The 26,673-nt window shown below is 43.6% G+C and carries 33 protein-coding genes; 6 read left to right on the top strand and 27 right to left on the bottom strand.

Features of this window, described 5'->3' with window-relative positions:
- Positions 1 to 67: 67 nt before the first annotated feature.
- The 12 genes from NYR53_RS21470 to NYR53_RS21525 form a co-directional block, all read right to left on the bottom strand.
- The gene (locus NYR53_RS21470) at positions 68 to 481 is read right to left on the bottom strand and encodes an Asp23/Gls24 family envelope stress response protein (RefSeq protein WP_261301212.1); all 414 of its coding nucleotides are present in this window, start codon (positions 479 to 481) and stop codon (positions 68 to 70) included.
- Between the two features lie 128 nt (positions 482 to 609).
- Positions 610 to 1,968 carry an acetyl-CoA carboxylase biotin carboxylase subunit gene (accC, locus tag NYR53_RS21475; RefSeq protein WP_261301213.1) on the bottom strand — a complete coding sequence of 453 codons (1,359 nt, stop codon included), beginning with the start codon at positions 1,966 to 1,968 and terminating at the stop codon, positions 610 to 612.
- A gap of 104 nt (positions 1,969 to 2,072) precedes the next feature.
- Complete coding sequence (gene accB, locus NYR53_RS21480; protein ID WP_261301214.1) at positions 2,073 to 2,570, bottom strand: acetyl-CoA carboxylase biotin carboxyl carrier protein; 498 nt, start codon at positions 2,568 to 2,570, stop codon at positions 2,073 to 2,075.
- Between the two features lie 156 nt (positions 2,571 to 2,726).
- On the bottom strand, positions 2,727 to 3,482 hold the full coding sequence (locus NYR53_RS21485; protein ID WP_261301215.1) for a SpoIIIAH-like family protein: 756 nt from the start codon (positions 3,480 to 3,482) through the stop codon (positions 2,727 to 2,729).
- A gap of 35 nt (positions 3,483 to 3,517) precedes the next feature.
- Complete coding sequence (gene spoIIIAG, locus NYR53_RS21490; RefSeq protein ID WP_367618555.1) at positions 3,518 to 4,156, bottom strand: stage III sporulation protein AG; 639 nt, start codon at positions 4,154 to 4,156, stop codon at positions 3,518 to 3,520.
- A gap of 4 nt (positions 4,157 to 4,160) precedes the next feature.
- The gene (spoIIIAF, locus tag NYR53_RS21495; protein WP_261301216.1) at positions 4,161 to 4,910 is read right to left on the bottom strand and encodes a stage III sporulation protein AF; all 750 of its coding nucleotides are present in this window, start codon (positions 4,908 to 4,910) and stop codon (positions 4,161 to 4,163) included.
- A 12-nt stretch (positions 4,911 to 4,922) separates the two neighbouring features.
- Positions 4,923 to 6,122, bottom strand: coding sequence for a stage III sporulation protein AE (spoIIIAE, locus tag NYR53_RS21500; RefSeq protein WP_437180059.1), 1,200 nt, complete (start codon positions 6,120 to 6,122; stop codon positions 4,923 to 4,925).
- Between the two features lie 23 nt (positions 6,123 to 6,145).
- Positions 6,146 to 6,535 carry a stage III sporulation protein AD gene (gene spoIIIAD / locus NYR53_RS21505; protein WP_056837867.1) on the bottom strand — a complete coding sequence of 130 codons (390 nt, stop codon included), beginning with the start codon at positions 6,533 to 6,535 and terminating at the stop codon, positions 6,146 to 6,148.
- Positions 6,536 to 6,545: 10 nt separating this feature from the next.
- Positions 6,546 to 6,749, bottom strand: coding sequence for a stage III sporulation protein AC (gene spoIIIAC / locus NYR53_RS21510; RefSeq protein WP_029197158.1), 204 nt, complete (start codon positions 6,747 to 6,749; stop codon positions 6,546 to 6,548).
- Positions 6,750 to 6,811: 62 nt separating this feature from the next.
- A complete protein-coding gene (spoIIIAB, locus tag NYR53_RS21515) occupies positions 6,812 to 7,330 on the bottom strand; it encodes a stage III sporulation protein SpoIIIAB (RefSeq protein WP_261301217.1) in 519 nt (172 codons plus the stop codon).
- A 6-nt stretch (positions 7,331 to 7,336) separates the two neighbouring features.
- Positions 7,337 to 8,320: a stage III sporulation protein AA gene (spoIIIAA, locus tag NYR53_RS21520; RefSeq protein ID WP_261301218.1), complete on the bottom strand. Its 984-nt coding sequence runs from the start codon at positions 8,318 to 8,320 to the stop codon at positions 7,337 to 7,339.
- 72 nt (positions 8,321 to 8,392) lie between these two features.
- Complete coding sequence (locus tag NYR53_RS21525; protein WP_029197161.1) at positions 8,393 to 8,656, bottom strand: YqhV family protein; 264 nt, start codon at positions 8,654 to 8,656, stop codon at positions 8,393 to 8,395.
- A gap of 342 nt (positions 8,657 to 8,998) precedes the next feature.
- On the opposite strand from NYR53_RS21525, the gene comA reads away from it, so the two are divergent.
- The 3 genes from comA to NYR53_RS21540 all read left to right on the top strand — a co-directional run bounded on the left by comA (position 8,999) and on the right by NYR53_RS21540 (position 11,068).
- Positions 8,999 to 9,802, top strand: a complete 804-nt coding sequence (comA, locus tag NYR53_RS21530) for a phosphosulfolactate synthase (protein WP_261301219.1) — start codon at positions 8,999 to 9,001, stop codon at positions 9,800 to 9,802.
- 3 nt (positions 9,803 to 9,805) lie between these two features.
- Positions 9,806 to 10,525: a 2-phosphosulfolactate phosphatase gene (locus NYR53_RS21535; protein ID WP_261301220.1), complete on the top strand. Its 720-nt coding sequence runs from the start codon at positions 9,806 to 9,808 to the stop codon at positions 10,523 to 10,525.
- A 78-nt stretch (positions 10,526 to 10,603) separates the two neighbouring features.
- Positions 10,604 to 11,068 (top strand): DUF441 domain-containing protein, encoded by a 465-nt coding sequence (locus NYR53_RS21540; protein WP_261301221.1) that lies wholly within the window; start codon positions 10,604 to 10,606, stop codon positions 11,066 to 11,068.
- Positions 11,069 to 11,076: 8 nt separating this feature from the next.
- Here the strand turns inward: NYR53_RS21540 and NYR53_RS21545 are convergent, their stop codons facing one another.
- The 5 genes from NYR53_RS21545 to NYR53_RS21565 form a co-directional block, all read right to left on the bottom strand.
- Positions 11,077 to 12,333 (bottom strand): aspartate kinase, encoded by a 1,257-nt coding sequence (locus NYR53_RS21545; RefSeq protein ID WP_261301222.1) that lies wholly within the window; start codon positions 12,331 to 12,333, stop codon positions 11,077 to 11,079.
- Positions 12,334 to 12,458: 125 nt separating this feature from the next.
- Complete coding sequence (gene efp / locus NYR53_RS21550) at positions 12,459 to 13,022, bottom strand: elongation factor P (protein ID WP_261301223.1); 564 nt, start codon at positions 13,020 to 13,022, stop codon at positions 12,459 to 12,461.
- Positions 13,023 to 13,037: 15 nt separating this feature from the next.
- Positions 13,038 to 14,111, bottom strand: a complete 1,074-nt coding sequence (locus NYR53_RS21555; protein WP_261301224.1) for a M24 family metallopeptidase — start codon at positions 14,109 to 14,111, stop codon at positions 13,038 to 13,040.
- Between the two features lie 18 nt (positions 14,112 to 14,129).
- Positions 14,130 to 14,561: a type II 3-dehydroquinate dehydratase gene (aroQ, locus tag NYR53_RS21560; protein ID WP_261301225.1), complete on the bottom strand. Its 432-nt coding sequence runs from the start codon at positions 14,559 to 14,561 to the stop codon at positions 14,130 to 14,132.
- Positions 14,562 to 14,641: 80 nt separating this feature from the next.
- The gene (locus NYR53_RS21565) at positions 14,642 to 15,133 is read right to left on the bottom strand and encodes a YqhR family membrane protein (RefSeq protein ID WP_261301226.1); all 492 of its coding nucleotides are present in this window, start codon (positions 15,131 to 15,133) and stop codon (positions 14,642 to 14,644) included.
- Positions 15,134 to 15,334: 201 nt separating this feature from the next.
- On the opposite strand from NYR53_RS21565, the gene NYR53_RS21570 reads away from it, so the two are divergent.
- Complete coding sequence (locus tag NYR53_RS21570) at positions 15,335 to 16,228, top strand: DUF1385 domain-containing protein (protein WP_261306472.1); 894 nt, start codon at positions 15,335 to 15,337, stop codon at positions 16,226 to 16,228.
- Complete coding sequence (locus NYR53_RS21575; RefSeq protein WP_261301227.1) at positions 16,225 to 16,482, top strand: hypothetical protein; 258 nt, start codon at positions 16,225 to 16,227, stop codon at positions 16,480 to 16,482. Before NYR53_RS21570 ends, NYR53_RS21575 begins: the two co-directional genes overlap by 4 nt.
- 12 nt (positions 16,483 to 16,494) lie before the next feature.
- On the opposite strand, the gene NYR53_RS21580 is transcribed toward NYR53_RS21575, so the two are convergent.
- Together NYR53_RS21580 and mntR are read right to left on the bottom strand one after the other, a co-directional pair.
- Positions 16,495 to 17,457 carry a patatin-like phospholipase family protein gene (locus tag NYR53_RS21580; protein WP_261301228.1) on the bottom strand — a complete coding sequence of 321 codons (963 nt, stop codon included), beginning with the start codon at positions 17,455 to 17,457 and terminating at the stop codon, positions 16,495 to 16,497.
- A gap of 113 nt (positions 17,458 to 17,570) precedes the next feature.
- On the bottom strand, positions 17,571 to 17,996 hold the full coding sequence (mntR, locus tag NYR53_RS21585) for a transcriptional regulator MntR (protein ID WP_029197173.1): 426 nt from the start codon (positions 17,994 to 17,996) through the stop codon (positions 17,571 to 17,573).
- Between the two features lie 163 nt (positions 17,997 to 18,159).
- On the opposite strand from mntR, the gene splB reads away from it, so the two are divergent.
- Positions 18,160 to 19,221 (top strand): spore photoproduct lyase, encoded by a 1,062-nt coding sequence (gene splB / locus NYR53_RS21590; RefSeq protein WP_261301229.1) that lies wholly within the window; start codon positions 18,160 to 18,162, stop codon positions 19,219 to 19,221.
- Here splB and NYR53_RS21595 read toward each other — a convergent pair whose 3' ends face one another.
- The 8 genes from NYR53_RS21595 to NYR53_RS21630 all read right to left on the bottom strand — a co-directional run bounded on the left by NYR53_RS21595 (position 19,222) and on the right by NYR53_RS21630 (position 26,643).
- A complete protein-coding gene (locus NYR53_RS21595; RefSeq protein WP_171692466.1) occupies positions 19,222 to 19,935 on the bottom strand; it encodes a cytochrome c biogenesis CcdA family protein in 714 nt (237 codons plus the stop codon).
- Between the two features lies 1 nt (position 19,936).
- Positions 19,937 to 20,737, bottom strand: a complete 801-nt coding sequence (locus tag NYR53_RS21600; protein ID WP_261301230.1) for a metal ABC transporter permease — start codon at positions 20,735 to 20,737, stop codon at positions 19,937 to 19,939.
- Positions 20,738 to 20,790: 53 nt separating this feature from the next.
- On the bottom strand, positions 20,791 to 21,570 hold the full coding sequence (locus NYR53_RS21605; RefSeq protein WP_261301231.1) for a metal ABC transporter ATP-binding protein: 780 nt from the start codon (positions 21,568 to 21,570) through the stop codon (positions 20,791 to 20,793).
- Between the two features lie 41 nt (positions 21,571 to 21,611).
- Entirely contained in the window at positions 21,612 to 22,532 is a 921-nt protein-coding gene (locus NYR53_RS21610; protein ID WP_367618556.1) for a metal ABC transporter substrate-binding protein, read from the bottom strand.
- Between the two features lie 162 nt (positions 22,533 to 22,694).
- Complete coding sequence (locus NYR53_RS21615) at positions 22,695 to 23,123, bottom strand: hypothetical protein (protein WP_261301233.1); 429 nt, start codon at positions 23,121 to 23,123, stop codon at positions 22,695 to 22,697.
- A 121-nt stretch (positions 23,124 to 23,244) separates the two neighbouring features.
- Complete coding sequence (gene metG, locus NYR53_RS21620) at positions 23,245 to 25,245, bottom strand: methionine--tRNA ligase (protein ID WP_261306473.1); 2,001 nt, start codon at positions 25,243 to 25,245, stop codon at positions 23,245 to 23,247.
- Positions 25,246 to 25,612: 367 nt separating this feature from the next.
- The gene (gene yidD / locus NYR53_RS21625) at positions 25,613 to 25,897 is read right to left on the bottom strand and encodes a membrane protein insertion efficiency factor YidD (protein WP_437180191.1); all 285 of its coding nucleotides are present in this window, start codon (positions 25,895 to 25,897) and stop codon (positions 25,613 to 25,615) included.
- A 56-nt stretch (positions 25,898 to 25,953) separates the two neighbouring features.
- Positions 25,954 to 26,643 (bottom strand): transposase, encoded by a 690-nt coding sequence (locus NYR53_RS21630; protein ID WP_261301234.1) that lies wholly within the window; start codon positions 26,641 to 26,643, stop codon positions 25,954 to 25,956.
- Between the last annotated feature and the right edge of the window lie 30 nt (positions 26,644 to 26,673).

The following is a 26,673-nucleotide window of genomic DNA, read 5'->3' on the forward strand; positions in this document are numbered from 1 at the left end:
TAGTTAGAGGAAACCCCCTGCAACCTGTAGGGGGTTTCAATTGATCCATATGGATGCAGCAATCCGCCTATTTCACTCGATGGGCAGCTGCTGTTTCTTCTTCAACCGGTTTATCTGCCTGTTTAAAATGAACATCATGAATATGAACGTTGACTTCAACAACGTTTAAGCCTGTCATCGATTCAATGGCGTGCTTCACATTCTGTTGAATGTCGCTTGCAACTTCTGGAATTCGATTGCCATATTCAATAATGATGGAGACGTCAATGGCTGCTTCACGTTGTCCGACTTCTACCTTTACGCCTTTGGACAAATTTTTGCGTCCAAGTAATTCAGCAATGCCGCCAGCTAATCCGCCACTCATCCCCGCTACTCCTTGCACTTCCACCGTTGCCAAACCGGCAATGATTTCGATAACCTCGGGGGCAATTTGGATGCTGCCCATGTCTGTTTTGACGTAATCCGGAGCGATTGTGCTCATTGTGGCACCTCCCTAGAGTTTGTGAAACAAACTTTCTTCGTAAGCTTTCCCTTGCTTAATCCATGGTTTGGATAAGCCATCTTAATTTATTACTATACCATTTCACCAAAAATATGACAAATGTTTGTCTACGATTCTGGATCATTCACGTCATGCTCTTCCAAGAATTTAATATCATGGTCACCCTTGATAAATTTCTTGTGCTCAAGCAGCTTCAAATGGAATGGAATCGTTGTGTTCACGCCATCCACCGCAAATTCGGTGAGCGCTCTTTTCATACGGGCAATCGCTTCTTCACGCGTACTTCCCCAAACGATCAGCTTCGCGATCATAGAATCATAGTGTGGAGGGATTGTGTAGCCCGGATATACCGCGCTGTCAACACGAACGCCAAAACCACCTGGCGGCAAGTAGAATTTCACTTGACCGGCTGAAGGCATGAAGTTCCGATTCGGATCCTCCGCATTCACACGACACTCAATGGCCCATCCATTGATGCGGACGTCCTCTTGTGCAAAAGATAATGGATTGCCTTCTGCAACACGAATCATCTCTTGGATGATATCGATTCCTGTAATCATTTCGGTTACCGGATGCTCAACCTGAATTCTCGTGTTCATTTCCATGAAGTAGAAATTCCCATCAGGACCAAGTAGGAACTCAAGTGTTCCTGCACCTGAGTAATTAACGGCTTTCGCTGCACGAACAGCCGCTTGCCCCATTGCTGTGCGTGTTTCAGCTGTCAGAATCGGGCATGGAGCTTCCTCAACAAGCTTCTGTCTACGGCGCTGAACGGAACAGTCACGCTCACCTAAGTGAATAACATTACCGTGTTTATCAGCTAAAATTTGAATCTCAACATGCTTCATGCCTGTTAAGTATTTCTCTAAATATATACCTGCGTTACCAAAAGCATTTTGTGCTTCTTGCTGCGCGGCAGTTATTTGCTGTACGAGTGTTTCCTCATTCTCGGCAATACGGATACCTTTACCGCCGCCGCCTGCTGTCGCTTTAATGATGATCGGGTACCCGATATCTCTGGCAATGACGATCGCGTCTTCAATGTTCTCAACCAAACCGTCTGACCCTGGAATGATCGGAACTCTAGCTTCTTTCATCGTTTGCTTGGCAACCGCTTTATCACCCATCCGGCTTATGGCATCTGGGGATGGACCGATAAAGGTAATATTGCAGCTCTCGCAAATTTCTGCGAAGTCCGCATTTTCCGCTAAGAAGCCGTATCCTGGATGGATCGCATCACATTCTGTTAGCGTAGCAACACTCATCAAGTTCGTAAAGTTCAAATAGCTGTCCTTGGAGGCAGTCGGCCCAATGCAATAAGCTTCATCGGCTAGACGCACATGCAGCGCATCACGATCAGCCTCAGAATAGACAGCTACTGTATAAATGCCAAGCTCACGACAAGCTCGGATAATACGAACAGCAATTTCTCCGCGGTTCGCTATTAGGATTTTATGAAATTTCATTATTTTACCTCCTAAGAGTTTTCCGTTAGGAAAACTTGCATCATAAGCGTGTACTGAGTTTTGCTCAAGCAAAACTGCGTCATAAGCATAAGCTTACTAATCGCTTACTCTGGTCTAACTAAAAATAAAGGTTGTCCGTACTCAACAAGCTGACCGTTATCTACGAGCACTTCAACGATTTCACCTTTAATTTCAGCTTCGATTTCATTCATCAATTTCATAGCTTCCACAATACAGACGACGTTTTTGTCGCCTACTTTGGAGCCAACACTTACGAAAGGAGCAGAGCCAGGAGAAGCAGACTGATAGAACGTTCCTACCATCGGTGAAACTATCTTATGTAAAGATGAGTCCTCTTGCTTAGCATGTCCATTAGTCGTAGGGATAGAAGCTTCGAGAGCGGCAGCAGGCGCTGTGTTAGCAATGCTTGCTTGACCGATCGGAGCATACGTTTGTTGAACGGGGGCTGTTACATAGACAGGCTCCGTTTTATTCGGCTTGCGAATAGAAAGGCGTGCACCTTCATTTTCGATTTCAAGCTCTTGTAAAGAGGATTGATCGACGAGTTTGATCAACTCTTTGATTTCACTCAATTTAAACATTCATGTCACTCCTTCAAGGTTGGTGAACCAGTAAAAAATGCGGTTTCATAGCCGCAACGTATGTATTATACCCATAAACGCAGGAAATGGAAAGAGTCCAGTTTGTCAGGACCCTTTCCATCGCCATCCTAGGCAGGCTAATCTCACCTCATTTTACTAAGGACGAACATATTGAATCTTAATATTTTCCGGACCTGTACCAAGCTCTTTCATCACCATATCAACGATCGTTACGCCTTGGCTTTTCTCTAGTTTATCGCTTTGAACAGTTACTTTCCACTTGTTACCATCTTGATTAATAATAGCTTGCGGGAAATCTTTCATCAGCACATCTTGTAAATTTTCTACTTTTTCTTGAATATCTGTCAGCTTCGCTAAATCATTTGTCGCTTTGGCAACAGCTTCCGGCGTCTTCTTGGAATCGATAATGATTTCCATTAAATCAGAGGAAGCTTTGCTAAAATAATCTCTTTGTTTCATTTGCTCATTCGTGAAATAATCGCTAGCAGATGTCGTTCTCGCTTGTTCTTCAACAATCTTCAGAACTTGATCATCCGTTTTGGCTGTATTTGGTTGAGCTGCTTTGGAAGCATCTTGCGTTGTTGTTTTAGCATCCGTTTTAACATCCGTTTTAGCATCGGTTTTCACGTCTGTTTTTGTTGGGTTCTGCGGAGTTACAGCTTTTGTGTCGACTTTTGCATCTCCGCCTGTTGTCGCTTTCACATCTGTTTTGGCCGCGTTCGCAGGGTCAACCTGACTCATATCAATCTTCACTTCTTGTGATTTATTGACCGTTTCTGTTGTTGCTAAGTCAAGCTTGTTAACATCCTCTGTGAACAAATAATAGGCGGAAAGCACCACCATTAAACTAAGCATAGAAACGAGCCAAATTGTTTGTCTTTTCGCATTCATTGAAATTCCTCCTCAATTTTAATTGACTACCACATTCATCCCCCGGTTTTGCGGGGTAAAATAGAGATCCTACTCGCTTGCACATCAAGTCCTCGCTCTACAGCTTCTGTAATCATTTTTTTCACTGTGAGATTCTCGGCGCCTTTGGCGACAACGATGACGCCTCTGATCTTAGGTTTAATGTATTTAAGCACAAGCGGTTTCTGGTCACCGGAAACTTGATAGACAACCACTTCACCACTCCGCGTTACCTGGGATATATTCCGTGTCGCTCCACCATTGTCGCGTTCTGTCGTCATTTGCTGATTGTCATTATAATTTTTGTCGACTGTCAGTTCTTCCGTGGACTCAATTGTAACGAGCACTTCAACATCGCCTACGCCCACAATTTTCTGCAAAATCTCCTTCAACTGTGTTTGATAGGCTGCTTCATAATCGTGAAAGCTAGAATTTTCTTTAGATGTACTGTTGAGAAATGTCTCTTTGCTGGGTTGCGGAGAGGCTCTGCCCGCATTGATGGGATCAACATCTTTTACAGTCATAAATGCATTCATAATCATCAGCGCAGCTCCCAAGAGTCCAATCATTACGACCCACAAGAGCGTGTTCTTGCGTTTGGGTCCTCCCGGACCTCCGCCGAATTTGTGCTCCATCCATTGCAGCAATGTTCCCACCCTATCACCTCGCAATCCTTCCATTCCTTTGTTTCATTTGGATATCAATCTGTGTAGGCTCCAAGGTCCAATCACGTACGATTTTTTGCTTAAGATGGTCAACCTCTTGCTCGATTCGTGACGATAACTTAGGCTGAGCAGCTGCTTCTAAGTCGCTTGGGTTACTTCCCTGCAGATTCGTTGTTGATTCGATCCGTATCGGATCAATTGGCTTGACTGGTTCCATGACCGCTATGCTTTTGGAAGCTGACTTTGATTGTCCCTGTTTCGTCGTTTCTATATCATCAAGGGTTACCCTGACTTTCGTTATAGCGGGTTTCCCGTTATTGTCAATTTGCGCCAGCACTTGAACATCTTGGATGATCAACTCAGTTTGCTTCTGTAAATCCTCTTTCATCAGCTCAGCCAGCTGTGTTTGAATCATTTGCTGCGATTGCTTTTGTCCTGCTTCTTGAAGCTTTTGGGCATCCTTCGTTATCACATCGAGCGATTTCATTAATGAATTTCCACCGCCGCTGCTCGCAAGCATTGTTTTCTCATTTTGCCGCTGCTCCGCTTGACCGATCAATTGATCAATGTCCCAATTCTTTTGAAACAATTGAAGTACTGGCGTTAAAAGCGTGAGCAGGATGAATAAACTCATAACTGTTTTGACATATCGCTGCATGGTATTACTAGGAAGTAGTAGATCAACAAATGTAGCCAACATAATGACCATGATGACGCTTTTTAGCCATCCCGCTAACCAATCCATAGCTGCCTCCTTTCACCGCATCATCACGGAGACATTACTGATCGCAATCATGATCGTTAGAGCTAAAAAGAACATGAGGCTGACGGCTGCCAGTGCCGCAAAAACATAAATTAAGCTCTTCCCAATCGTTTGCAAACAAGCGATTATCGGACTATCTCCCAAGGGCTGCATGATCGCTGCGGATAAGTTATAGATGAAAGCTAGCGTTAAAATTTTAATAGCTGGAAATGCACACAACATGATTAGAATGACAACGCCGACGAGTCCGATTGCATTCTTCACAAGCAGCGATGCCCCAATCACTGTCTCTGTCGCATCCGAGAATAAGCGTCCCACAACGGGGACAAAGTTTCCGGTAATGTATTTTGCCGTTCGAATCGCAACCCCATCTCTAACCGCTCCGGCAGTCCCTTGAATCGATATTACGCCAAGGAAAACAGTGACGAATACGCCCAGCATACTTAAACTTATTGTGCGCAGCAGGTTCGCTAACTGGGTGACTTTGTATTTCTCACTTAGAGAACTTACGATGTGCAGAACAGCGGAAAAGAACAACAAAGGGAATATAAACACATATATCGCTGTGCCAACTGAATGGATCATGAACACAATCAGTGGATGTAAAATCGCCACAGAAGTAACATTTCCCATAGATGCCAAAAGAGTTAACAGCAAAGGAACGATGGCAATCATGAATTGAATCATGGATGAAATAGCCGTTTTGGCGTAACCGATTGCTACGCTGAAGCTGTTTATGGCTATAATGATCAGAACCATATAGGTAATTGAATAACCAAGCTTGCTAACCGTGTTTCTTTCAAAGGAGCTTTGCAGTGTTTCAAGAATCATACTGAAAATCGTCAGGATCACGATCGAAGCTAGCAGCTTTCCATTAATGATGATTTCGTGGAACACATAGCTTAGTAGCCCCTTGAAAATGCTTTTCATGCTAATGCCCTTGGTCCCAAGCAGCAATTCCATGAAGGTTGGCGTCTTACTTTCAGGGAAGTAACCGCCGTAATCCTTCATGAGCTTATCCCAATATTGCTCAACAGGTTCGGTGTTTAGATGGTTGGCCTGCTCCTTGATCATGATATCCGTTGGCGATTCAGCGGCCATAGTACCCGTCAATCCAAGCCAAAGGCCCATTGTCATGATGAACAAAATAATCCAGCGGTTGTTCAGCTTCTGGTGCGAATAAAGTAGATTCATAAATGTCACTCCTCATGGATCATCTAAGCAGGGAGCAGTTTAACGACGGTCTCTATGATGACGGAAATGATTGGAATAGCCATCACCATAATGAGCACTTTCCCAGAAAGCTCGATCTTGGAGGCAATTGATTCTTGGCCGGCATCTCGCACGATTTGAGCGCCGAATTCAGCGATGTAAGCAACGCCAATGATTTTCAGTATTGTTTTGAGAAAAACCATGTTAATACTTGACTTTTGAGCTAAGTCTTCAAGTACCTGGATGACAGAAGAAATTTTACCGATCAGGAACAAGAAAATCATGATGCCCGTAAATGCTGCCAGCAAGAAAGCGAACATTGGCTTCTGCTCTTTGATGATGAGCGTTAATATCGTAACGATGAGTCCTAAACCTACGATCTGGATGATTTCCATCAGGCCCACCTCATTGGAATAGGAAGATCGTTTTGATTTCTTTAAATAAATGATCGAGCATACTGACGACCATAAAGAGCACGACCACGAAGCCAATGACCGTGACCCAGTGTGCCATATCCTCTTTGCCCATCTGCTTGAGCACCGAATGGATCATCGCAATGATGATACCGATGCCGGCGATCTGGAAAATGGCATTCACATCTACGTTCATTCCAGGCACCTCACTCTGTTGACAAGGAACTCACTTGTACGGCCAAGTATCCCTTGCTACCCTTAATACATCACTATCACGATCAATGCTCCGATTAAGACACCTAGGCTTTTCCACATTTTCTCGTAGCGGTTCTGCTCTTCCCTAGACTCGGTTTCTTCCGTTTGAAGTTGACTAATCGCGAGCCGTAAATGTTTGATTTGATCACTTCGATCTGTGAGCCCAAGAACAGCTCCCAGCTGCAGCACCACTTCTTGTTCCGCTTGCTTCATCGAAGTTCTTGTCCATACATCATTGACACTCCATTGCCAAATCTCGCGGGTGGATTTACCGTCACTCTTCGATAAACGCTCTGAAGTTATTCGAAATAAGGAAGATAGCGGTTCTGCAACCTGCTTGCTTAGTGAGGCGAATGCTTCAGGCAGCGGCGTGAGTGCGTACATAATTTCCGTCTCCATTCTCCCTAACGCACTGATAAGACTACGAATTTGCTTGGGACGCCTTACATAGTGCGCAGCCTTTAGGAAGCCAAACAATGTGGCAGCGCCGATAATAAGAACCCCACCGACAAATTTAAGCATCTAGCATCATCCTTTACGTACAGGATAGAGTTCCAAGGACTTCCCCAGAGAATCCAAGATGCGATAAGAGGCCAGTGCACCTTTTCTTCTATGCAGGATGACATATCTCGTGAATACACCCTCATCCAGCAGCTGCTTCAAAACTGGTCTCCTGCGTACATCCTCATAATCTGCACCATGCGCAGTAGCTACGACGCGAATCCCGGTGTGTACAGCCTCATGGATGGCATTTGCATCTTCTGGACGCCCAATCTCATCCACAATCAGAACATCTGGTGATAACGATCGAATCATCATCATCATGCCTTCCGCCTTCGGACAACCATCCATGACGTCGGTACGCGGCCCCAGATCGAATCTAGGCACTCCTTTGATACATGCAGCCAGTTCCGATCGTTCATCTACTACTCCCACTTTCTTACCAGCCGTCGATACGTTATTCGCTCCCCACTCTCCCCTGCTAATCAATCTAGCTAGATCGCGGATCAACGTAGTCTTCCCATGCTGCGGAGGTGAAATGATGAGCGTATGATGGATGCTTCTTAGCAAAGGATCAAATAACTGTGGTAACACCTCTCGACCGACCCCTTGGATCTCACGGGCAATCCTGATATTAAAAGAACTCACATCACGTATTTGCTTGACATGTCCCTGGTCCAAAACGGTTCGCCCTGCTAGTCCTACTCGATGACCGCCAGCAATCGTAATATAGCCTCTTCGCAGCTCTTCCTCGAAGGTATACAAGGAATGATTCGTGAGCATCTCTAACAGCGTAAGACAGTCCTGCCGTGAAGGCTTGTATGCCTTCATTTCCTGTGTCACCATCTCCCCCCGTTCACCTACAAAGGTATAACGATCCCCCCAGCTAATCTCAAGGGGCCGTGACTCTCTCACCCTGATTTCTTCAACACTAGCTTGTACGTCTGGCGGCAATGCGGCTAAGAGAAATCGAAAGGTTTGAGGCAGCAAGTGCATAATCGAATCGAGCATAGGGAGACATCCCTCCAAGTTGTCCAGTCTTCTATACTTATTTCTATGCTTAATAGAAAGAAATATGACCGATTACTTTTTTAAAATACCTATAAACAGACAGCTAACCCCAGCAATCACCCAAAGCATCTTACCCATTGATAGTTTCTCTGCGATCCCTACCAATCCAATCGTCGTTGTTGCTAGTAATACTAGAGGACCTACTAGAGCCAGCCCTGAGTTGACCAGCAGCGCTTTCTCCACCGTCGCAAGCCTCAGCATCAAGATCGCTGCAATAATTTCGATACTCCCCGACATCATCCTCAGCGAAGCCATCGTTAGGACAATTTTGTTCATTTTTTTCTACTACCTCCCTGTAAAATGTTTGAGCTCTTTTGAACTTTGCCAAAGTTACTCCGCGGAGCGAATTTATAAAAGGCAGGAAGAGCGACTTTTGTAAAGCTGTTCCTACCAACTCAACCCAATAAAAGGAACAGCTTTACAATGGAGTCCTGGACGTTTTTATAAATTCGTGGAGCACTCGATAGTAACTCCAGTAGAGCGCAACGGCAGCTCACCCTTTTTACCCTACCTTATGCAAGCTCGTCTGATTTTAGGCATGCTGGGCACCTCCATTTGTGAAGATGCATATGCTGAACACAGAATTGAACCTTCAAAGGACAGTGAGGAGAATTACCGATGGAATTGACCTCTCATTTGAAATGGAACCCCGTTCTAGCCGATCCTACAGGACAAAGGCAGGCTAAACCAAGAACGCTGGGCAAAACGATGGTGATGGATAAAGGATTAGGGTTGAACGCTTATCAAGATCTGCTCAGCACGTCTAGCAGCCATCTGGATATGATCAAAATTGGCTTCGGTACCTCGCCGCTTTATCCGTTACACGTACTTAAAAGTAAGATTAATTCAGCAAAAGAAAACGGCATATGCATTTATCCGGGGGGGACCTTTCTGGAGGTCGCTATCAGACAAAATGCAGTAAACTCTTTTTTTGACATGCTAATCGCACTTGGTTTTAATGGTGTTGAAATTTCTGACGGGACGATTGAGATGGAGCGCAGACTTCGAAATGAGCTTATTGCCAGAGGTTTGGAAGAGGGTTTCGAGGTCATTACCGAATATGGCAAGAAAGGCTGGGGTTCCTCCATTGAGTTAGAGGAATTAATAGAAACGGTCTTGATTGACACAGAACTCGGGGCAAAAATGGTTACCATTGAAGCACGGGAATCCGGCATGGGCGTAGGTATTTTTGATCAGAACGGGAAATGTAAAGACGACGAGCTGCAAAGAGTGCTTACCGCCATTCCCGGGGAGCAGCTCTTATGGGAAGCACCGCTCAAAAGTCAGCAGGTGCATTTAATTAACATGCTAGGCCCCAACATCCACTTGGGCAATATTCCGCCGGATGAGTTGATTGCGTTGGAAGCATTACGGAGAGGACTCCGTTCCGATACGTTGTCTTTGGGTACCAGAAAGGATTAAACGATGCATATCGAGGTTGTCGCCAACATCGGCGAAGCTAGAAGTGACGAATTTCTCCATAAAACCGTCATAGTCGTTGATGTTTTACGTGCAACTAGCACGATCATCACCGCATTAATGAACGATTGCAAAGCCATTGTTCCTGTCGAAACGGTTCTGAAGGCAAAAGAGTTATTTCGAGAAGGTGATTTGCTTGGAGGCGAACGTTTTTGCAAAAAGATTCCTGGTTTCGATTTCGGTAATTCGCCACTGGAATACACAAAAGCAGCCGTCCAAGGCAAGCGAATTATTCTCACAACCACAAATGGAACAAGAGGCATTCAGAAAGCGATGAAAGCCGATCACGTTATAGCGGGAGCTCTATTGAATAGCAGAGCCTGTGCGAAAGCCGCGATTGATTTCAAAAGGGACACCGTTATTTTGTGTGCAGGTACTCAAGATGTTTTCTCATTGGAAGATGGGCTTTGCGCAGGTCTAATCCTTGAGGAATTGTCAATTATGCTCGGTGACAAAAATATGGCAGTCAATGATTTCGGCATGGCTATGCGAGGGTGTTATCTGCAATCGAAGGATACGTTGTATGAAACCATATTAAGCTGCAATAATGGAAAGAAAATGAATAAGTCTGGTTTCCAGGCTGATTTGGCTTTGTGCTCAAAAGCGAATACCACAGATCTTGTCCCCGTCTTGGAACGAGATCAGATGGTACTGTTCAACCACTGACAAACTCGTCTGCGTTCTAAATACAAGCCCTTCTCATAAACTAAGATTGAAGTTATGAGGACGAGGGGTTTTGACACTATGAATGGCGATTTGCTCTTAGTTATTCTCATTATTATTGGACTCATTGGCCGATCACCCATTATTACGACCGCTGCTTGTATTTTACTTGCGATTAAGCTTATTGGGTTAGACCGTTTTTTCCCTACGATGGAGCGCAGAGGTTTAGAACTCGGGTTGTTGTTCTTAACGATTGGGGTGCTGGTCCCCTTTGCCAGCGAGCGCATCTCCTTGAAGGATATCCTGTCAGTATTCACCACTTGGCCGGGCATCATCGCACTACTTGGCGGAGCTATTGCTACCTATATGAATGGAAAAGGGTTGGAACTGCTAAAATTAGACCCACAATTAATTGTGGGTCTTGTGATTGGTTCTATATTTGGCATTATATTTATGCGCGGCATTCCGGTTGGCCCCTTAATGGCAGCCGGAATAACGGCTTTTTTATTAAAGCTAGCTTATTTCATTGCGGATAAAATCGGTTAAGATTTCGGTTATCTGCGATCTTCTGGTCCACCAACAAACGCTTGCTCGGTAGTGTCCAAGCCATACGCTGTGTGTAAAGCACGGATAACTTCGGTTAGGTTCGTGTTGTCAACGACACACGACATTTTAATCTCGGATGTACTAACTAACGAAATAGAGATACCAAGATCAGAAATCACTTTGAACATCGTTGCAGCTACGCCCGGTGTGCTTACCATCCCAGCGCCAACAATGGATACTTTCACAAGGTTCACTTCAGAAGTCACTTCACGATATCCGATGTCACGGCGAATTTGTTCAAGTACGGTCAATGCTTTTTCACGATCTGCAAGGCTTGTTGTGAAAGAGAAATCAGCCGAGCCGCTGATCACACCGCTTTGTACGATGATGTCGACATCAATTTGCTCTTCGGCAAGCGCAATAAACACTTTCGCCAGCTGTCCCGGTTTCTCAGGTACACCCAGAATACTAATTCTTGCCACATTTTTATCGTAAGCGATGCCTCGAACGACGATTCCTTGCTCCATCACTGCTTCCTCCTTCACGTTGGTACCTTCATTGTAAGTAAAGCTGGAACGCACCACTAAGGTAACGTTATAATTTTTGGCATATTCTACAGCTCTTGGGTGCAGAACAGCAGCCCCTAAATTAGCCAGCTCCAGCATCTCATCATAGGAAATCTCATTTAGCTTTCTCGCTACCTTCACGATACGCGGATCTGTCGAATAAATCCCGTCTACATCGGTATAAATCTCACATAGATCTGCTTTAATTGCTGCAGCTAGCGCCACAGCTGTTGTATCTGACCCGCCGCGGCCTAGTGTGGTAATCTCACCTGCTTCGGTCATCCCTTGGAAGCCGGCTACGATGACGACATTGCCTTGTTCTAGAGCCTTCAGAACACGGTGCGGCTGAATATCCGTAATTCTTGCCTTACCATGAACCGGTTCCGTATAAATACCACTTTGCCAACCGGTATAAGATACCGCCTGCTCTCCCAAATTATGTATCGCCATCGATAAGAGAGCTACCGATACCTGCTCTCCTGTCGTTAACAGCATATCCATTTCACGAGCCGGAGGGGCTCCATCGTAAATTTGCTTAGACAGGTCGATCAAATCATCCGTTGTATCTCCCATCGCTGAAACGACAACAACGCAGCTATGTCCTGCTTGTTTGCGCTCAACGATTCTTTTTGCAACACGCTTCATTCGCTCTGCATCACCGACAGAGCTTCCGCCAAATTTCATCACTATAAGAGACAAAGCTGACCCACTCCCAACGCATCAAGTAGCATAACAATTCAACATTATAGCATATAAACGACGGACTGTGGTAAGAAAAGAAAAAAAGCCTTTCAGACTCACATGAGTCTGAAAGGCTTGTCTTATTAGTTGCTTGCGCGGGAAAGGTATTTTCCATCATCTGTATCAACGGAAAGTACATCGCCTTCGTTGATGAACAACGGTACCATTACATTAAGACCCGTTTCCACTTTCGCATTTTTCAAAGCGCCCTGAGACGTGTTACCTTTAACGCTTGGCTCAGTTTCGACTACTTTCAAATCAACGCTTTTCGGTAGGTTAATCCCAAGAATTTCACCTTGATAACTCATGATTTTAATGTTCATGTTTTCGATCAGGAAGTTCAATTCCCATTTCAATTGCTCGTGGGAAAGAGAGATTTGGTCAAACGTTTCTGTATCCATGAATGTGTACTCGTCGCCAGCCGCATACAGGTACTGCATTTCACGGTTTTCAATGTGAGCACGACCAACGTTTTCGCCAGCACGGAATGTGCGTTCAACCGTGTTGCCGTTGCGCAGGTTTTTTAGCTTGGAGCGCACGAATGCAGCACCTTTACCTGGCTTAACGTGTTGGAAATCTAGAACTGTAAAAATGTCATGCTCAACTACAATCGTAAGACCTGTTTTAAAATCATTAACTGATATCACTTGTGAATCCCTCCGCTAGTCAATAATAAGAAAATCTTTGGTAGAATTTGTGAGTATTTTAATGCCGGTGTCAGTAATTACTGCGTCATCCTCAATTCGAACTCCGCCAAAGTTGGGGAGATAAATGCCGGGTTCAACCGTAACCACCATACCAGGTGTTAAAATCATATCCTCGGTTTTCGACAAACGCGGAGATTCATGAACCTCCATGCCTAAACCATGCCCGGTACCATGACCGAAGTAATCGCCATAGCCATGCTTTACGATAACATCACGTGCAAAAGCATCGCCTTCTCTGCCAGTGATACCTGGTTTGAGATTGGCTAAACAGTTTAATTGAGCTTCCAGTACAATGTCATAAATTTCTTTGTGCTTGTCTGTCGGCTTACCTAGCATAACCGTTCTAGTGATATCTGAGCAATACCCTTTATAATACGCTCCAAAATCTAATTTGACAAATTCGTTTATTTGGAGCACGCGATCACTTGCTTTGCCATGAGGAAGCGCAGATCGTTCTCCAGAGGCTACAATTGATTCAAAAGATGTAGAAGTCCCCCCATTTTTGCGAATAAACATCTCGATCTCAAGGGCAATATCAATCTCCCTAACACCCGGCTTGATGAAAGACAGAATGTGTGAGAATGTTTGATCGGCTAGATCGGCGGCCTCTTGCATGATCTGTAATTCCGCCTCATCTTTAACCATACGAATCAACTCAACAACGCGTGATGTAGGCACCAATTCGATACCCGCTAATCCTTCTTGGTAGCTTAGGAAATCGCCATAGGATACATCCACTTGCTCGAAACCAAGCTTCGTGATCCCTTGCTGCTGCAAGAGTTCCTTCACTGTCTCGATTGCTTTAGCTTTGTGCTCAACAACTTCAAATAACTTAGCTTGCTGAGGCGCCTGCGTCATATAACGAAAATCAGTTAACAATAAGGCACGGTCTAACGTTATAAGAACATAGCCTGAAGAACCAGTGAAACCAGATACATATGTACGGTTGTATGCATTCGTGATGAGTATTGCCGGTAAATCTTGCTGTTGCATAACCTTGCGAAGACGTTCAATACGTTTCTCCTGCATTCAGATCACCATTCTTTCTTACAGATGAGGTAATAATGCTCGTAAACCAAGTTCATAGCTTTGTGCACCGAATCCGCTGATTTGACCGATAACGACCGGCGCAGTAACCGAATGATGACGAAACTCCTCGCGCTTATGAATATTCGAAATGTGAACCTCTACAGTTGGCAATTGAACCGCGGAAAGTGCATCGCGAATGGCATAACTATAATGCGTGAATGCTCCTGGGTTGATCACAATACCATCTTTTGTGCCGAACGCTTCATGAATTTTGTCAATAATATCGCCTTCATGATTCGATTGAAAGCTCTCCAGCTCGATCGACAGCGCCCCAGCTAATTCATTCAAACCTTGAATAATCGTTGAAAGCGAAAGCGTTCCGTACACGCCAGGTTCACGTACGCCGAGCATATTTAAGTTCGGACCATTAATGACTAGAACCTTTTTCAACAGGAAATCACTCCCAAGCATTTTTCATTGAAAAATGGGCCTTTCGAGCCTATTTAACCTTTGATATTTTACCATAACTTTCATGTCTTGTGTATAGGTCGTCTTGTTCTTACATCCGTGTATTCAATGGAAATGGAATAACCAATAAACATCCCCCATAATAGGAACAAACAAAAATCACTTAGAACTGTATCTAGATCCAGATTATAAATCCAATAGGTCATCCCCGATAACGGCCCTATGAGCAGGTATATTGCAGCCCACCATAACGCTCCATACCCAAGCCCCCACCAAGGGCCTTGAAGCTTCCACATTGAGACCATATAGATGAACGCTGCAATGATTGAAAATACTGTGAAGAACCCCCAACCAATGAGTGTCCCTTGCCAAGTATGCAGAAAATCATGTTTGAAAAAAGGCTCCACAAGAAAACCGATTGTAATTTTCGTGAACTTCAAATAGTACTCGACAATTTTAATTGCACCCCATATGAATCCAGCGAAAAAACCGATGTAAAGGACAAACAGCCAACGATTTGTTAGAAGTTTTCCTTCCTTTTTATCTCTTTTCATCTATTATTTTCCTCCCTCTGCAGATGTTACTTGTCTTTCCTTAGGTAAGAATAGTATGTTCTACCGCTATCGGTAGCATTCAATCTACGAATCCGTTACAATAAGAAAGTACAAATAACTGACTTTGAGAAAGATAAGAAGGTGGATCTTGTGGCAGAACAAAACAGTATATACGGAGGACAAGCCGTCATTGAAGGCGTCATGTTCGCAGGAAAAAATGTGCATGTAACCGCTGTGCGCAAAAAAGACGGTTCCCTTGATTACTTAGAAGTACCGAAGAAAGTGATTCCTTGGGTTCAAACACTCAAGAAAATTCCGTTTATTCGCGGTATTGTGGGAATCATTGAATCAAGCGCTAAAGGCGCTCAGCATTTGAATTTCTCGGCTGAATCCTTCGCTGAACAAGAAGGCGAGGATAGTAATAGTGCCAAGAAAGATGAAAAAGCAGGCTTCTTTTCTAACATTTCGATGATTCTTGGCGTAGCTGTTGTGGGTGTGCTTTCATTTCTATTCGGGAAATTCATATTCACGCTGGTTCCAGCAGTCATCGAACAGTTTTTGTTCCAAAATGTATTTAGCAATCAATTTCTTCATAATCTTATAGAAGGTATTATTAAGATTATTTTACTTGTCGGATATATTTATTTCATATCTTTGACACCTATGATCCGTAGATTGTTTCAATATCACGGCGCTGAGCACAAGGTCATTAGTGCTTATGAGGCTGGCGTAGAGCTTACAGTAAGTAATGTACAGAAATTCAACACGCTCCATTATCGTTGTGGCAGCAGTTTCATCGTTTTCACCGTATTGATCGGGGTCGTCATTTACTCCTTCCTTCACTATGACGGATATGTCGAACGCATCGTGCAGCGTTTAATATTACTGCCCGTAGTCATCGGTGTTTCTTACGAGGTATTACGTTTCACTAACTCGCTTCGTGAGGTTCCTGTCCTTCGTTACTTAGGTTACCCTGGGCTATGGCTTCAACTGCTTACGACCAAGGAACCTGAAGACAGTCAAGTTGAGGTGTCGATTGCTTCTTTCAACCGCATGCGTGAAGCAGAACAACGAATTTTGGAGGGACGGGTATGAGAAGAAAATTTTCCCCGATCGAGATCGCCATTGCGATTTTGATTGCGATTGGTTTGCTGGTAAGTTTGCGAACTTTATTCATTCCTATTCTCGTGTTAGGGATTATTTTTCTTCTATACAAATTCCCACCTTCTCGTTGGAAAAAGACTTCGACGGGTCGTGGGCCTGCCAAAGGGAAAAGGAAAAACGCCAAGTTCCGTGTTATCAACGGCAGTAAAGATTCGGATCCAGATGATTATCCCAAATATCATTAAAAACACTCAGCGTTATGGGCGTCGCAATACTAACTTCTCATAATTTTGTTCATAGGATTCAGCGGACCAATTATTGAAGTAATCATTGGAAGCTTTAAAGCCTGAGTCGTATAAAGACATGCTGAGTTCCTTCGATAAGTTAAACTGCGTATTTCCAACACCTAACGTAGGAATTTTGACCGTTCGGAAACGATTCTTTTGCTCAATGTAGCGCTCATCATGAGCGCTCAACATCGTTCCGAATAACGCTTCCAGCATGGTTATCGGTCCTTTAATTTTACGAGTGGGCATATCGCTCTTACCGACTAATTGGAACCCAATAACAGGGATGATATCCTCGCGATCCGTTTCCTGATCGAACACCCAAAGTGGATAGTTGCTTAACAAGCCGCCGTCCACAATATAATAAAATTGCTCTGCGAATGGCGCTGCCTTTGCAGAGCTTTTTATTTTACGCCGGATCATCACAGGATCGAAGAAATAAGGAATGCTTGTGCTCATTCGCACGGCTTTGGCGATAGAGAATTTGCGAGGATCGATCCCATATTGCGCGATATCATTAGGTAAGATCAAAAGCTTACCTTGTGTAATATCGGATGCAATAACGCGCAGCTGATTATGTCTTAAGTCACCGAATGTACGGATTCCTTTCGCTGCTAATTGCTGATTTACCCAATCCTCCAACGCTTCTCCGGAGTACAAGCCCTTTTTGATGAACAGACGTGCGGCTGGACCAATAATTTTCGTATTAAAAATTGGGGAGCGCTGCATAAACGACCTGAAAGGTGCTCTCAGGATCATTTCTTTCATGTCTTCTCCTGTATAACCTGCGGCCAAAAGAGCCGCGACAATGGCCCCTGAGCTTGTACCTGCGACTTCATTGAAGACATGCCCCTGCTTCATCGCCGCGCTTACTCCACCGGCCAGTGCAATCCCCTTTACGCCTCCGCCTTCAAACACGCCATTGATCTTCAAATCGACACCCCTCCTAGTATATCGACGATAGGGCTTCCATTGTTATGTATGCAGAGGCAGTTTGTTTATATACCCATAAAAAAAGACAGAGCACCGCAAATAGCGGTCTCTGCCTAGCTTTCAGCTTCTAATTCTTTACGTACATTCATTAGATCATCCATCCGGTTCGGTTCTCTTCGAAAATATTCTAATAACGTTTCAATACAAGTAATGGAATCCCAGCTTAGATGATGCTCAATTCCTTCTACATCCTTATATATATTGTCCTCTTGGACACCAATAGTCGTTAAGAAATTTTCTAGAAGTTGATGACGCTCCACTAAACGTTTCCCCATTTTCTTCCCTTTGGGCGTTAACATGAGTCCGCGATATTTTTCATAGATCAAGTAATTATCTTTATCCAGCTTTTGAATCATTTTAGTTACAGAAGAGGGGTGCACCTCAAGCCCTTCAGCAATGTCGGAGACACGAGCGTAACCTTTCTCGTCAATAAGCTTGTATATTCTCTCCAAATAATCTTCCATGCTTGGCGTTGCCATTGCTTTATTTCCCCCTGCTTTTCCTTTATTTCGTGCTTACTGCTTAACTATCATAATGCATCAACCCAGATGCGGTCAAATATCCCATGGTTGATTAAGTTATGACGTTGGCACACTAATGAACGACAAAGATATGAACAGATATTGGTGAAAGGAGCTTATCATGTCAACTGAATTGCTCTCCAGACCCGTACCAAGCTCAGCTTTTTTCGTTCCGGAGCTTGTTTATTTTGAACCTGACGCGATGAATTATCCTAAGGGACAACACATATATGAATGGGCCAAACAGCAAGGCTTAGAGATTCATAAGACGACCTCACACAATCAAATTCGTGATTTGCCAGGTGATTCGGAACTCAAAAAGTATCGAATTGCGAAACGCACACTTGTCGTTGGTATTCGAAAAACTCTCAAATTTGAATCTTCTAAACCTTCTGCGGAATATGCAATTCCTATTGCTACAGGCTGTATGGGACATTGCCATTACTGTTATCTCCAAACGACAATGGGAGCCAAGCCTTATATACGTATCTATGTGAATATGGACGATATCCTTGAAGCCGCTAAACATTATATTGAAGAGCGAGAACCGGAAATCACCCGCTTTGAAGCCGCTTGTACCTCTGACCCCGTTGGGCTGGAGCATATCTCAGGCTCATTAAAGCAATTAATTGAGTTTATGGGGAAGCAGGAGAACGGTCGTCTGCGTTTTGTAACCAAATACCATCACGTAGAACCTTTGTTAGATGCCAAACACAACAAACATACACGGTTTCGTTTTAGTGTGAATGCAGACTATGTCATTAAAAACTTCGAACCTGGCACTTCCAAGTTTCATGAACGAATCGAAGCCGCAGGTAAAGTAGCACGTGCAGGTTATCCACTTGGCTTTATTATTGCACCAATCATTTGGCATGAAGGATGGGAAGAAGGCTATAGTACTTTGCTTGAACGGCTTTATAAAGAACTCCCTGTAGATGCGACGAAAGATTTATCCTTTGAAATGATACAGCATCGTTTCACGAGAACAGCCAAAAATATCATTGAAAAAAGATATCCAAAAACGAAACTGGAAATGGACGAAGAAAAACGAAAGTACAAGTGGGGGAAATACGGGAAAGGAAAATATGTGTACAAAGATGAACAAGCAAACGCATTAAGGGAATTTATCACAGAACAAATCTTTGATAAATTCCCTGATGCGAAGATCGAATATTTCACGTAACTAGAACTTTAACCAATCGGGGGTTATGGAGTTTAACCAAAGCGTGATTTGCGTCATTTTGCCTGTATAGAGCAGAACCGCAATGACGATCATCAAGCCCCCTCCTATTTTCATAATCAGGTTTGAATAGCGTAATATCCATTTCGTAGATCCAATAAAAAAAGAAAGTACAAAAAATGGAATCGCAAAACCAAGGGAATAAGCTGTCGTTAATTGAAACCATGTTCCAGGTTCCGTTGTAGCCAGTGCAAGGATCGCGGACAGAATCGGTCCAACACAAGGGGACCACCCTGCTGCAAACCCCATTCCAACAAGCACTGAACCAATATATCCAGCAGGACGAAACTTGATATTGAATTTACGTTCCTTCATTAACCATTGAGGCTGAAAAATGCCAAGCAGGAACAATCCCATGATGAAAATTAATAAAGCTGCTATTTGTCGAAGCAAATCACGATAATCGATGAAAAAATTACCTAGGAAACCCGCTGTTAAGCCTAACGCATAAAAAATGATCGAAAACCCAACGATAAAACTTAACGTATGTAGCATTGTTTGACGCCGAACGGCTGAAGAAGATTCCCCAGATTTCAATTCACTAACTGAAATGCCTGTTATGTAAGAAAGATAAGAAGGATATAAGGGCAAACAACAAGGTGATATGAAGGAAGCAATTCCCGCCCATAAAGCTATCCATAAATTAACAGAATCCATATTAAATCCTCAATCCTTTTTTCAAAATGATCCCGATCAGTATCGCTATAAGCGTGAGTACTACCGTTCCACCCGGAGCAAGATCCCATACTCCTGCAACAACAAGCCCAATGACAACAGCAATTTCAGAAAATAATATTGCTAAAAAAACCGAGTGTTTAAAGCTCCGAGCGATCAATAAACTGCACGCTACCGGAATGGTTAATAGCGAGGAAACGAGCAATGCTCCAACAATTTTGATAGCGACTGAAATCACAAGGGCCGTCAGCATTGTAATCATCATATTATAATATTTAAGCGGAAGTCCACTTACACTCGCTGCATCTTCATCAAAGAACATCAGGAAGAACTCTTTGAAATGAGCCGCGATTACACCAACAACGAGTACACAAACAGTAAAAACAACCCATAAATCCGTTGAATCCAATGTATAAATACTGCCGAATAAATAACTCATAACGTTCATATTAAAGCCTTTGCCAATCGTAAAAAGGAGAGTCGCCAGCGCAACGCCGCCTGACATAATAATGGCTATGGAAAGCTCTGCGTAAGTCTTGTAGGCTTTGCGCAAACGTTCAATGGCAAACGATGCAAGCAAAGCGAACACGAGGCCAACACCCAAAGGATACACATTAATGAGAAATCCAAGAGCAACTCCTGCAATTGAAACATGCGCAAGCGTATCGCCAATCATAGACAACCGTCGAAGGACAAGAAAAACGCCCATAAGAGGCGCTGTAAGCCCAATCAATATGCCACCAATTAAAGCTCGTTGAAAAAAGTATTCCGTAAAAATGTCCAAAATGCCCGCTCCTAATATAGAGAACTTTGTTCGGAGAACAAAGTCTCTCCTCTTTATTGAACTCCGATCATCTCACGTATCTGGCCGATCGAGTGTGTTAAATTCGTCTCACGGCAATCCTCCGGATCATGGGTATGCTTAACATAAAATTTAATGCCGCCGCTAACCTTCTGCGGCTCTGTCCCTAGATAAGACTGCATCATGTCCATATCATGGGACACCATGATGAAGGTCATATGATGATGCTGGTGCATATGGCGGATCATCCGGAAAAATCCGACCTGCGTTTCAGCATCAATGCCAACCGTCGGCTCATCGAGAATGAGCAGTTCAGGGTTGTTTACGATCGCGCGTGCGAGGAAAGCACGCTGCTGCTGTCCGCCAGACAGTTGACCGATGCGTCGGTCGGCCAAATCCTCGATGCGCATTGCGAGCATCGCGTCTTCAGCCTTTTGAAGGTCGGCCTTGGTCAACCGGCGATAGATCCGCTTCTTGCTGTACATACCGGATAAAACAATTTCCCTGACTGTAGCTGGGAATAGAGGGTTGAACGCATTTTTTTGAGGAACATAACCGATACGTTCCCAATCCTTAAATTGGCTCAGCGGGCGATCAAACAACCTGATCTCCCCTACAGTTGGCGTTAACAAACCGACAAGCATTTTAAGCAATGTGGTTTTACCAGCGCCATTGGAACCAATGACACCCACAAAGTCACGTTCAAGAACATCGAAATGAAGCTTATCTATCACTTTCTTATTATCATAAGAGAATGAAAGGTCATCAATAGATACTATGCTCCGATGGCAAAAGTTTGTACTGTTATTCTCCATCTTCATGCTCCTGACTTATTAAGAATAAAATCAATCTTACCTTATTGTAAGGCAATTACTAGGTTTTTCAAATTTTCATCCATGATGGAGATATAATCTTTGCCCGCCTTCATCTGTTCATCCGTTAATCCCTCAAGCGGGTTAAGTACCATTGTGTCCACATGAGCATCTTTCGCTAACGTTTTAGCTAATTTATCGGATACCAGTTCTTCAAAAAAGATATATTTCAAGTCATGATCTTTCAAAAACTCATTCATTTTTTTCAAATCCTGAGCAGTCGGCTCAGCATCCGGCGATAGTCCCATTATGGACATTTGTGTCAAACCATAATCCCGACATAAATACGCAAAAGCATGATGGGAAACCGCAATCTCTTTCTTCGATGTACGAGCAATTTCTTTTTTGTATCGCCCATCCAAATCGGTCAATTTAGCTGCATATTTCGCATAATTTTGCTCAAAAACATCCTTATGAGCAGGATCCGCTTCAATCAGTGCTATTTTAATATTATTAGCCATTTTCACAGCGTTTAACGGGCTTAACCAAGCATGAGGGTCATATTCTTCTTTATTTTCTGTCGTTTTTATTAGCTCTGCCCCTTTACTGGCCTCAACTACCTTTAAAGTAGAGTCTGCTGACAAACTACCGAGGAAGTCCTGTACCCAACCCTCAAATCCTGCTCCTTGATACACAAAAACCTGAGCTTGGGTCATATTTTTGATGTCTCTGCTCTTTGGCGACCAATCATGCGGTTCTACGCCAGCAGGGACCAAATTGATCGCATTCACATACTCTCCGCCAATGTTGCGGGTAAATTCATATAAGGGATAAAAACTGGTCACTACATTGACTTTGCCTTGAACTATCTTAGCTTTCGAACTTGCAGTACTTCCACAACCCGCCATGATAACAGTTAAAATAGCCAACAAGACTATGTAAAGAACTTTCTTATTTCTTAACATTATCATCTATCCACCCATTCTAAATCGTAATAATTTTTATTAACGAATTGATTATACGAGTCCCCTTAATTGAAGTCAATACATCGAAGCGCAAAAAACAAAAAAGCCAGCTGTTGAATTCACAGCATGGCCTCATCTGTCGCAAGTAACAGTTCGTATTAATTATTTCGATTGATCTCCACTATCTTCTGTATTTTTCGAACCATCTGAACTCCCATCTTTTGAATCACCTGATTCTTCACTTTTCTTCCCACCTGAGTCCTTTTTACTTGTATCTTTGCTTTCCTTAGAATCAGATGGTTTTTCACTTTCCTCTTTTAATTTTTTAAAATGTTCTTCTGACTGTTTGATAAGCTTTTGATCTTGTTCAATCTTATACTGAAGAATCTCATTATAAATCTCGTATTGCTTTTTCAACTCTTGATTAATAATACTTTCTTTCCCTTTCGTACTCTGCTCTTTAGATTTCGATTGCTCCTTTTTGGCATCCTCCTTCTTCTTAGCCGAGTCGCCACCGAAAATTGAACAAGCCGATATAAGAATAACCATTCCTGTAATACCCATTATTTTCACAAGAAACCGAACTCTCATATGCCTCACTCCGTGGTTAGTTTCCTTTATCATACCCCACTCACATTAAAACCACCCTTCTAACACAAACACCCCATCCCGGAAAAATAAGGGATGAGGTGTTTGTTGTTTTGACGCCTATTTATTTCACAATTGCTCCATTTGGCATCGAATCAGGGACTGTAGCAAGAGTCAGCTGTTCGCCATGTGAAGCGGCGAGAATCATACCTTGTGACAGCTCGCCGCGCAGCTTGACGGGCTTTAAATTCGTGACGCAAATCACTTTGCGTCCTGCAAGCTCTTCGGGCGAGTAAAACTTCGCGATGCCCGATACAACCTGGCGCTGCTCGTATCCGAGGTCGAGCTGCAGCTTGAGAAGCTTATCGGCGCCTTTCACAGGCTCAGCCGATATGACCTGTGCTACGCGCAACTCCACCTTGGCGAAATCGTCAATCGCGATTTCCTCCTTTGCCTCTGGCGCGGGCACTGTGTTGGCAGCAGCCGCAGGAGCTGCCGCTATTGTTGATTCGTCGGCGCTAGTTGCAGCGCCACCTCCCATAGCCTCGACGATGTAGGCGACTTCTGCCTCCACGTCCAGCCGAGGAAACATTGGCTCCCCCTTCTGCACCTTTGTACCGGCAGGGAGATGCCCGAAGGTCTGCACGCTCTCCCACGCTGTCAAACGTGGCAGGTCTTCGGCAGCTAAGCCTAGCTGCTGCCAAATCAATTGCGGCGTCTTGGTCAAAAACGGACGCAGGAGCACAGATGAAATGCGCTGGGACTCAGCCAGCACATACATCACAGAGCCAAGTGTTTCACGCTTGGCTTCATCCTTCACCATCGACCACGGCTGCGTCTCGTCGATATATTTATTCGTGCGGCTAATAAGCTGCCACACGGCTGAAAGCGCAATGGAAAATTCCATCTTTTCCATTGCTTCCTCATACTTCGCTACCGTAGAATGAACAGTCTCCAATAGACTTTCGTCAAATTCGGTAGCCCCCGCAACATAAGCGGGAATCTTGCCTGCAAAGTACTTATCGATCATCACGATCGTACGGTTCAATAGATTCCCGAGATCATTAGCGAGGTCATGATTGACTCGCTCAACAAAACTTTCCGGCGTAAATGTTCCATCCGCCCCAAAAGGCACTTCGCGCATGAGATAGTAACGCAGCGCATCTAACCCATAACGGTCGATCAACGTAACCGGATCGACAACATTCCCTTTGGACTTCGACATTTTGCCGTCCTTCATGAGCAGCCAGCCGTGCGCAAATACCTTCTTCGGCAAAGGCAAGTCAAGAGCCATTAACATAATAGGCCAATAAATCGTGTGGAATCGAACAATCTCCTTACTCATTAAGTGTACATCCGCAGGCCAATATGTCTTGAAGTTACTTTCATCTTCAGAACCATAGCCAAGTGCAGTAATGTAGTTGGAAAGCGCATCGATCCAGACATAAATGACATGCTTCGGATCCCCTGGAACTTTAATTCCCCAGTCAAATGTCGTTCTGGACACAGCCAAATCCTCAAGACCTGGTTTAATAAAGTTATTCAGCATTTCATTTTTACGAGATTCTGGGTGAATGAAATCTGGATTATCCTCATAATACTGCACTAAGCGATCGGCATACTTACTCATCCGGAAGAAATAAGTCTGCTCTTTCATTTTCTCCACAGGTCGCCCACAATCTGGACATTTCCCATCTACCAGCTTGCTCTCCGGAAAAAAAGATTCATCAGGAATACAGTACCAGCCCTCATACTCCCCTAAATAAATATCCCCTTGATCCAGTAATCTTTGAAAAATCTTACCAACGGCATCTTTATGACGATCTTCGGTTGTTCGAATAAAATCATCATATGAAATATCCAGCTTCGCCCAAAGTTCTTTGATCCCCGAAACAATATGATCAACAAATTGCTGAGGCGTCGTCCCTTTCTCCTGAGCCTTGCGCTCGATCTTCTGACCATGTTCATCCGTACCGGTTAAATACCTGACATCGAAGCCGCGTAGTCGCTTGTAGCGTGCCATAGCGTCACCAGCTACCGTAGAATAAGCGTGACCAATGTGCAACTTATCACTCGGGTAATAAATCGGTGTTGTAATGTAAAATGTTTTCGATTTCGTTGACATCATTCGTTCCTCCTAGCAAATAGTAGAAAACACAAAAAGCCCTCATCCATCTTGGGACGAGAGCTGAACTCACGCGGTACCACCCAGGTTCCCCCGCCTTTCACAAGCTCGGGGCTCAGTAAGTCGATTACGACTTGCCCATTAACGCTGGGACACGAGGCCAGCTTACTCCCATTTTACCATTTGATACACAAATGAAATTTGGGCAGCTCGAAGGCCTATTCTCCGGGACCATATTCCAAACCTACTCCTATACCGGCTTTCACCTAACCCGGCTCTCTGTTTATAGGCATCCGTTTGTACTTATCCGTTCATCGAAACCATATTTACAACTTAAGGCAAATATATCGAAAATATGAGCTGCCTGTCAAGCAGACTGATCATTATGAGATAATTTTTCCGCTCGTGCCGGCACATGATCAATCCCCCCCGGATGAAAAGGATGGCATTTACAAATCCGTTTCACCGACAACCAGGTTCCCTTCAACGCACCGTGGACTTCAATTGCTTCTAACGCATATTGCGAACAAGAGGGATAGAATCGGCAAGTAGGCGGCTTCAATGGAGAAATAAACTTCCGATAGAAATGAATAGGTACTTGTAAAGTTTTTTTCAACCGGGCCTCTCTCCCTACTCCATCGTTTTTCAACATACGCTGCACTTCCATCATGCCTGAAAAAAAGGACTGAGTCAATTCAAGCCATTGTGTTACGCAGAGAGTTGATAACACTTAAGAAAAGTAGGATATAAATAGACCGATAAGAACGTCCTGATCCAATTATTAAACGTTACCCTCGATCGATTCTTAATATGCAAATATCTTTGGTATTCCTTAGGCAAAATACTCAGTATCATAAGTTTGGAATTAAGTCTATTTATTTTGGATTCTAGATAAGAACGCAGATTCCACTCATTAGGGGAGTTTTGGCTTAAATTGGTTTGAGTCATCTCTTCATTAAATTCCTTATCATTATAAATTGAAGTTTCAGAGGCTGATTCTCTTAATTTTTGAAGCAAATTAATTCTATTTTCCTTAACCAAATTTGCATACTGAATTTTCTGCAGCAACAATTTAGCACTTCTATAATTAATTTCTAGGATATGAGATAAAGAACTCTCAGTATACTCTTTGCCTTCTTGTAATAGCAGTTGAATGGCACGGAACCATTGGAGTAATGAGAGCTTGGATTTATGCATAATCGTCCCAGCAGTTATTGAGACTTGCATTCTACATTCCTTGCACTCTAGTAATCTACGTGTACGTATTTTAAAAGCTTCATTATTATCACAGCGAGGACAACAAAACCCATTAGACCAGCGCATCTTCATTAAGAAATTCTCACATTCCTCTTCCGTTTGAAACATATGAGATTGCACATCAGTAAATTGCAGTTCCATATCCTCACCTCTTCACTTTAGAACATTTGT

This window comes from Paenibacillus andongensis (assembly GCF_025369935.1).
Lineage (GTDB): Bacteria > Bacillota > Bacilli > Paenibacillales > NBRC-103111 > Paenibacillus_E > Paenibacillus_E andongensis.

Excerpts from the sequence above, each read along its gene's own strand:
- yidD (WP_437180191.1), bottom strand. The coding sequence starts at position 25,897 with ATGTTGAAAAACGATGGAGTAGGGAGAGAGGCCCGGTTGAAAAAAACT.
- NYR53_RS21595 (WP_171692466.1), bottom strand. The coding sequence starts at position 19,935 with ATGGATTCTGTTAATTTATGGATAGCTTTATGGGCGGGAATTGCTTCC.
- NYR53_RS21470 (WP_261301212.1), bottom strand. The coding sequence starts at position 481 with ATGAGCACAATCGCTCCGGATTACGTCAAAACAGACATGGGCAGCATC.
- splB (WP_261301229.1), top strand. The coding sequence starts at position 18,160 with ATGTCAACTGAATTGCTCTCCAGACCCGTACCAAGCTCAGCTTTTTTC.
- NYR53_RS21575 (WP_261301227.1), top strand. The coding sequence starts at position 16,225 with ATGAGAAGAAAATTTTCCCCGATCGAGATCGCCATTGCGATTTTGATT.
- accB (WP_261301214.1), bottom strand. The coding sequence starts at position 2,570 with ATGTTTAAATTGAGTGAAATCAAAGAGTTGATCAAACTCGTCGATCAA.
- spoIIIAB (WP_261301217.1), bottom strand. The coding sequence starts at position 7,330 with ATGCTTAAATTTGTCGGTGGGGTTCTTATTATCGGCGCTGCCACATTG.
- accC (WP_261301213.1), bottom strand. The coding sequence starts at position 1,968 with ATGAAATTTCATAAAATCCTAATAGCGAACCGCGGAGAAATTGCTGTT.
- mntR (WP_029197173.1), bottom strand. The coding sequence starts at position 17,996 with ATGGCAACGCCAAGCATGGAAGATTATTTGGAGAGAATATACAAGCTT.
- NYR53_RS21485 (WP_261301215.1), bottom strand. The coding sequence starts at position 3,482 with ATGAATGCGAAAAGACAAACAATTTGGCTCGTTTCTATGCTTAGTTTA.
- spoIIIAE (WP_437180059.1), bottom strand. The coding sequence starts at position 6,122 with ATGAATCTACTTTATTCGCACCAGAAGCTGAACAACCGCTGGATTATT.
- spoIIIAC (WP_029197158.1), bottom strand. The coding sequence starts at position 6,749 with ATGAACGTAGATGTGAATGCCATTTTCCAGATCGCCGGCATCGGTATC.
- metG (WP_261306473.1), bottom strand. The coding sequence starts at position 25,245 with ATGTCAACGAAATCGAAAACATTTTACATTACAACACCGATTTATTAC.
- NYR53_RS21570 (WP_261306472.1), top strand. The coding sequence starts at position 15,335 with ATGTTCGCAGGAAAAAATGTGCATGTAACCGCTGTGCGCAAAAAAGAC.
- spoIIIAD (WP_056837867.1), bottom strand. The coding sequence starts at position 6,535 with ATGGAAATCATCCAGATCGTAGGTTTAGGACTCATCGTTACGATATTA.
- NYR53_RS21555 (WP_261301224.1), bottom strand. The coding sequence starts at position 14,111 with ATGCAGGAGAAACGTATTGAACGTCTTCGCAAGGTTATGCAACAGCAA.
- NYR53_RS21540 (WP_261301221.1), top strand. The coding sequence starts at position 10,604 with ATGAATGGCGATTTGCTCTTAGTTATTCTCATTATTATTGGACTCATT.
- NYR53_RS21610 (WP_367618556.1), bottom strand. The coding sequence starts at position 22,532 with ATGTTAAGAAATAAGAAAGTTCTTTACATAGTCTTGTTGGCTATTTTA.
- NYR53_RS21630 (WP_261301234.1), bottom strand. The coding sequence starts at position 26,643 with ATGGAACTGCAATTTACTGATGTGCAATCTCATATGTTTCAAACGGAA.
- NYR53_RS21565 (WP_261301226.1), bottom strand. The coding sequence starts at position 15,133 with ATGAAAAGAGATAAAAAGGAAGGAAAACTTCTAACAAATCGTTGGCTG.
- NYR53_RS21605 (WP_261301231.1), bottom strand. The coding sequence starts at position 21,570 with ATGGAGAATAACAGTACAAACTTTTGCCATCGGAGCATAGTATCTATT.
- NYR53_RS21525 (WP_029197161.1), bottom strand. The coding sequence starts at position 8,656 with ATGAACAAAATTGTCCTAACGATGGCTTCGCTGAGGATGATGTCGGGG.
- spoIIIAA (WP_261301218.1), bottom strand. The coding sequence starts at position 8,320 with ATGCTCGATTCGATTATGCACTTGCTGCCTCAAACCTTTCGATTTCTC.
- NYR53_RS21615 (WP_261301233.1), bottom strand. The coding sequence starts at position 23,123 with ATGAGAGTTCGGTTTCTTGTGAAAATAATGGGTATTACAGGAATGGTT.
- spoIIIAF (WP_261301216.1), bottom strand. The coding sequence starts at position 4,910 with ATGGATTGGTTAGCGGGATGGCTAAAAAGCGTCATCATGGTCATTATG.
- NYR53_RS21535 (WP_261301220.1), top strand. The coding sequence starts at position 9,806 with ATGCATATCGAGGTTGTCGCCAACATCGGCGAAGCTAGAAGTGACGAA.
- comA (WP_261301219.1), top strand. The coding sequence starts at position 8,999 with ATGGAATTGACCTCTCATTTGAAATGGAACCCCGTTCTAGCCGATCCT.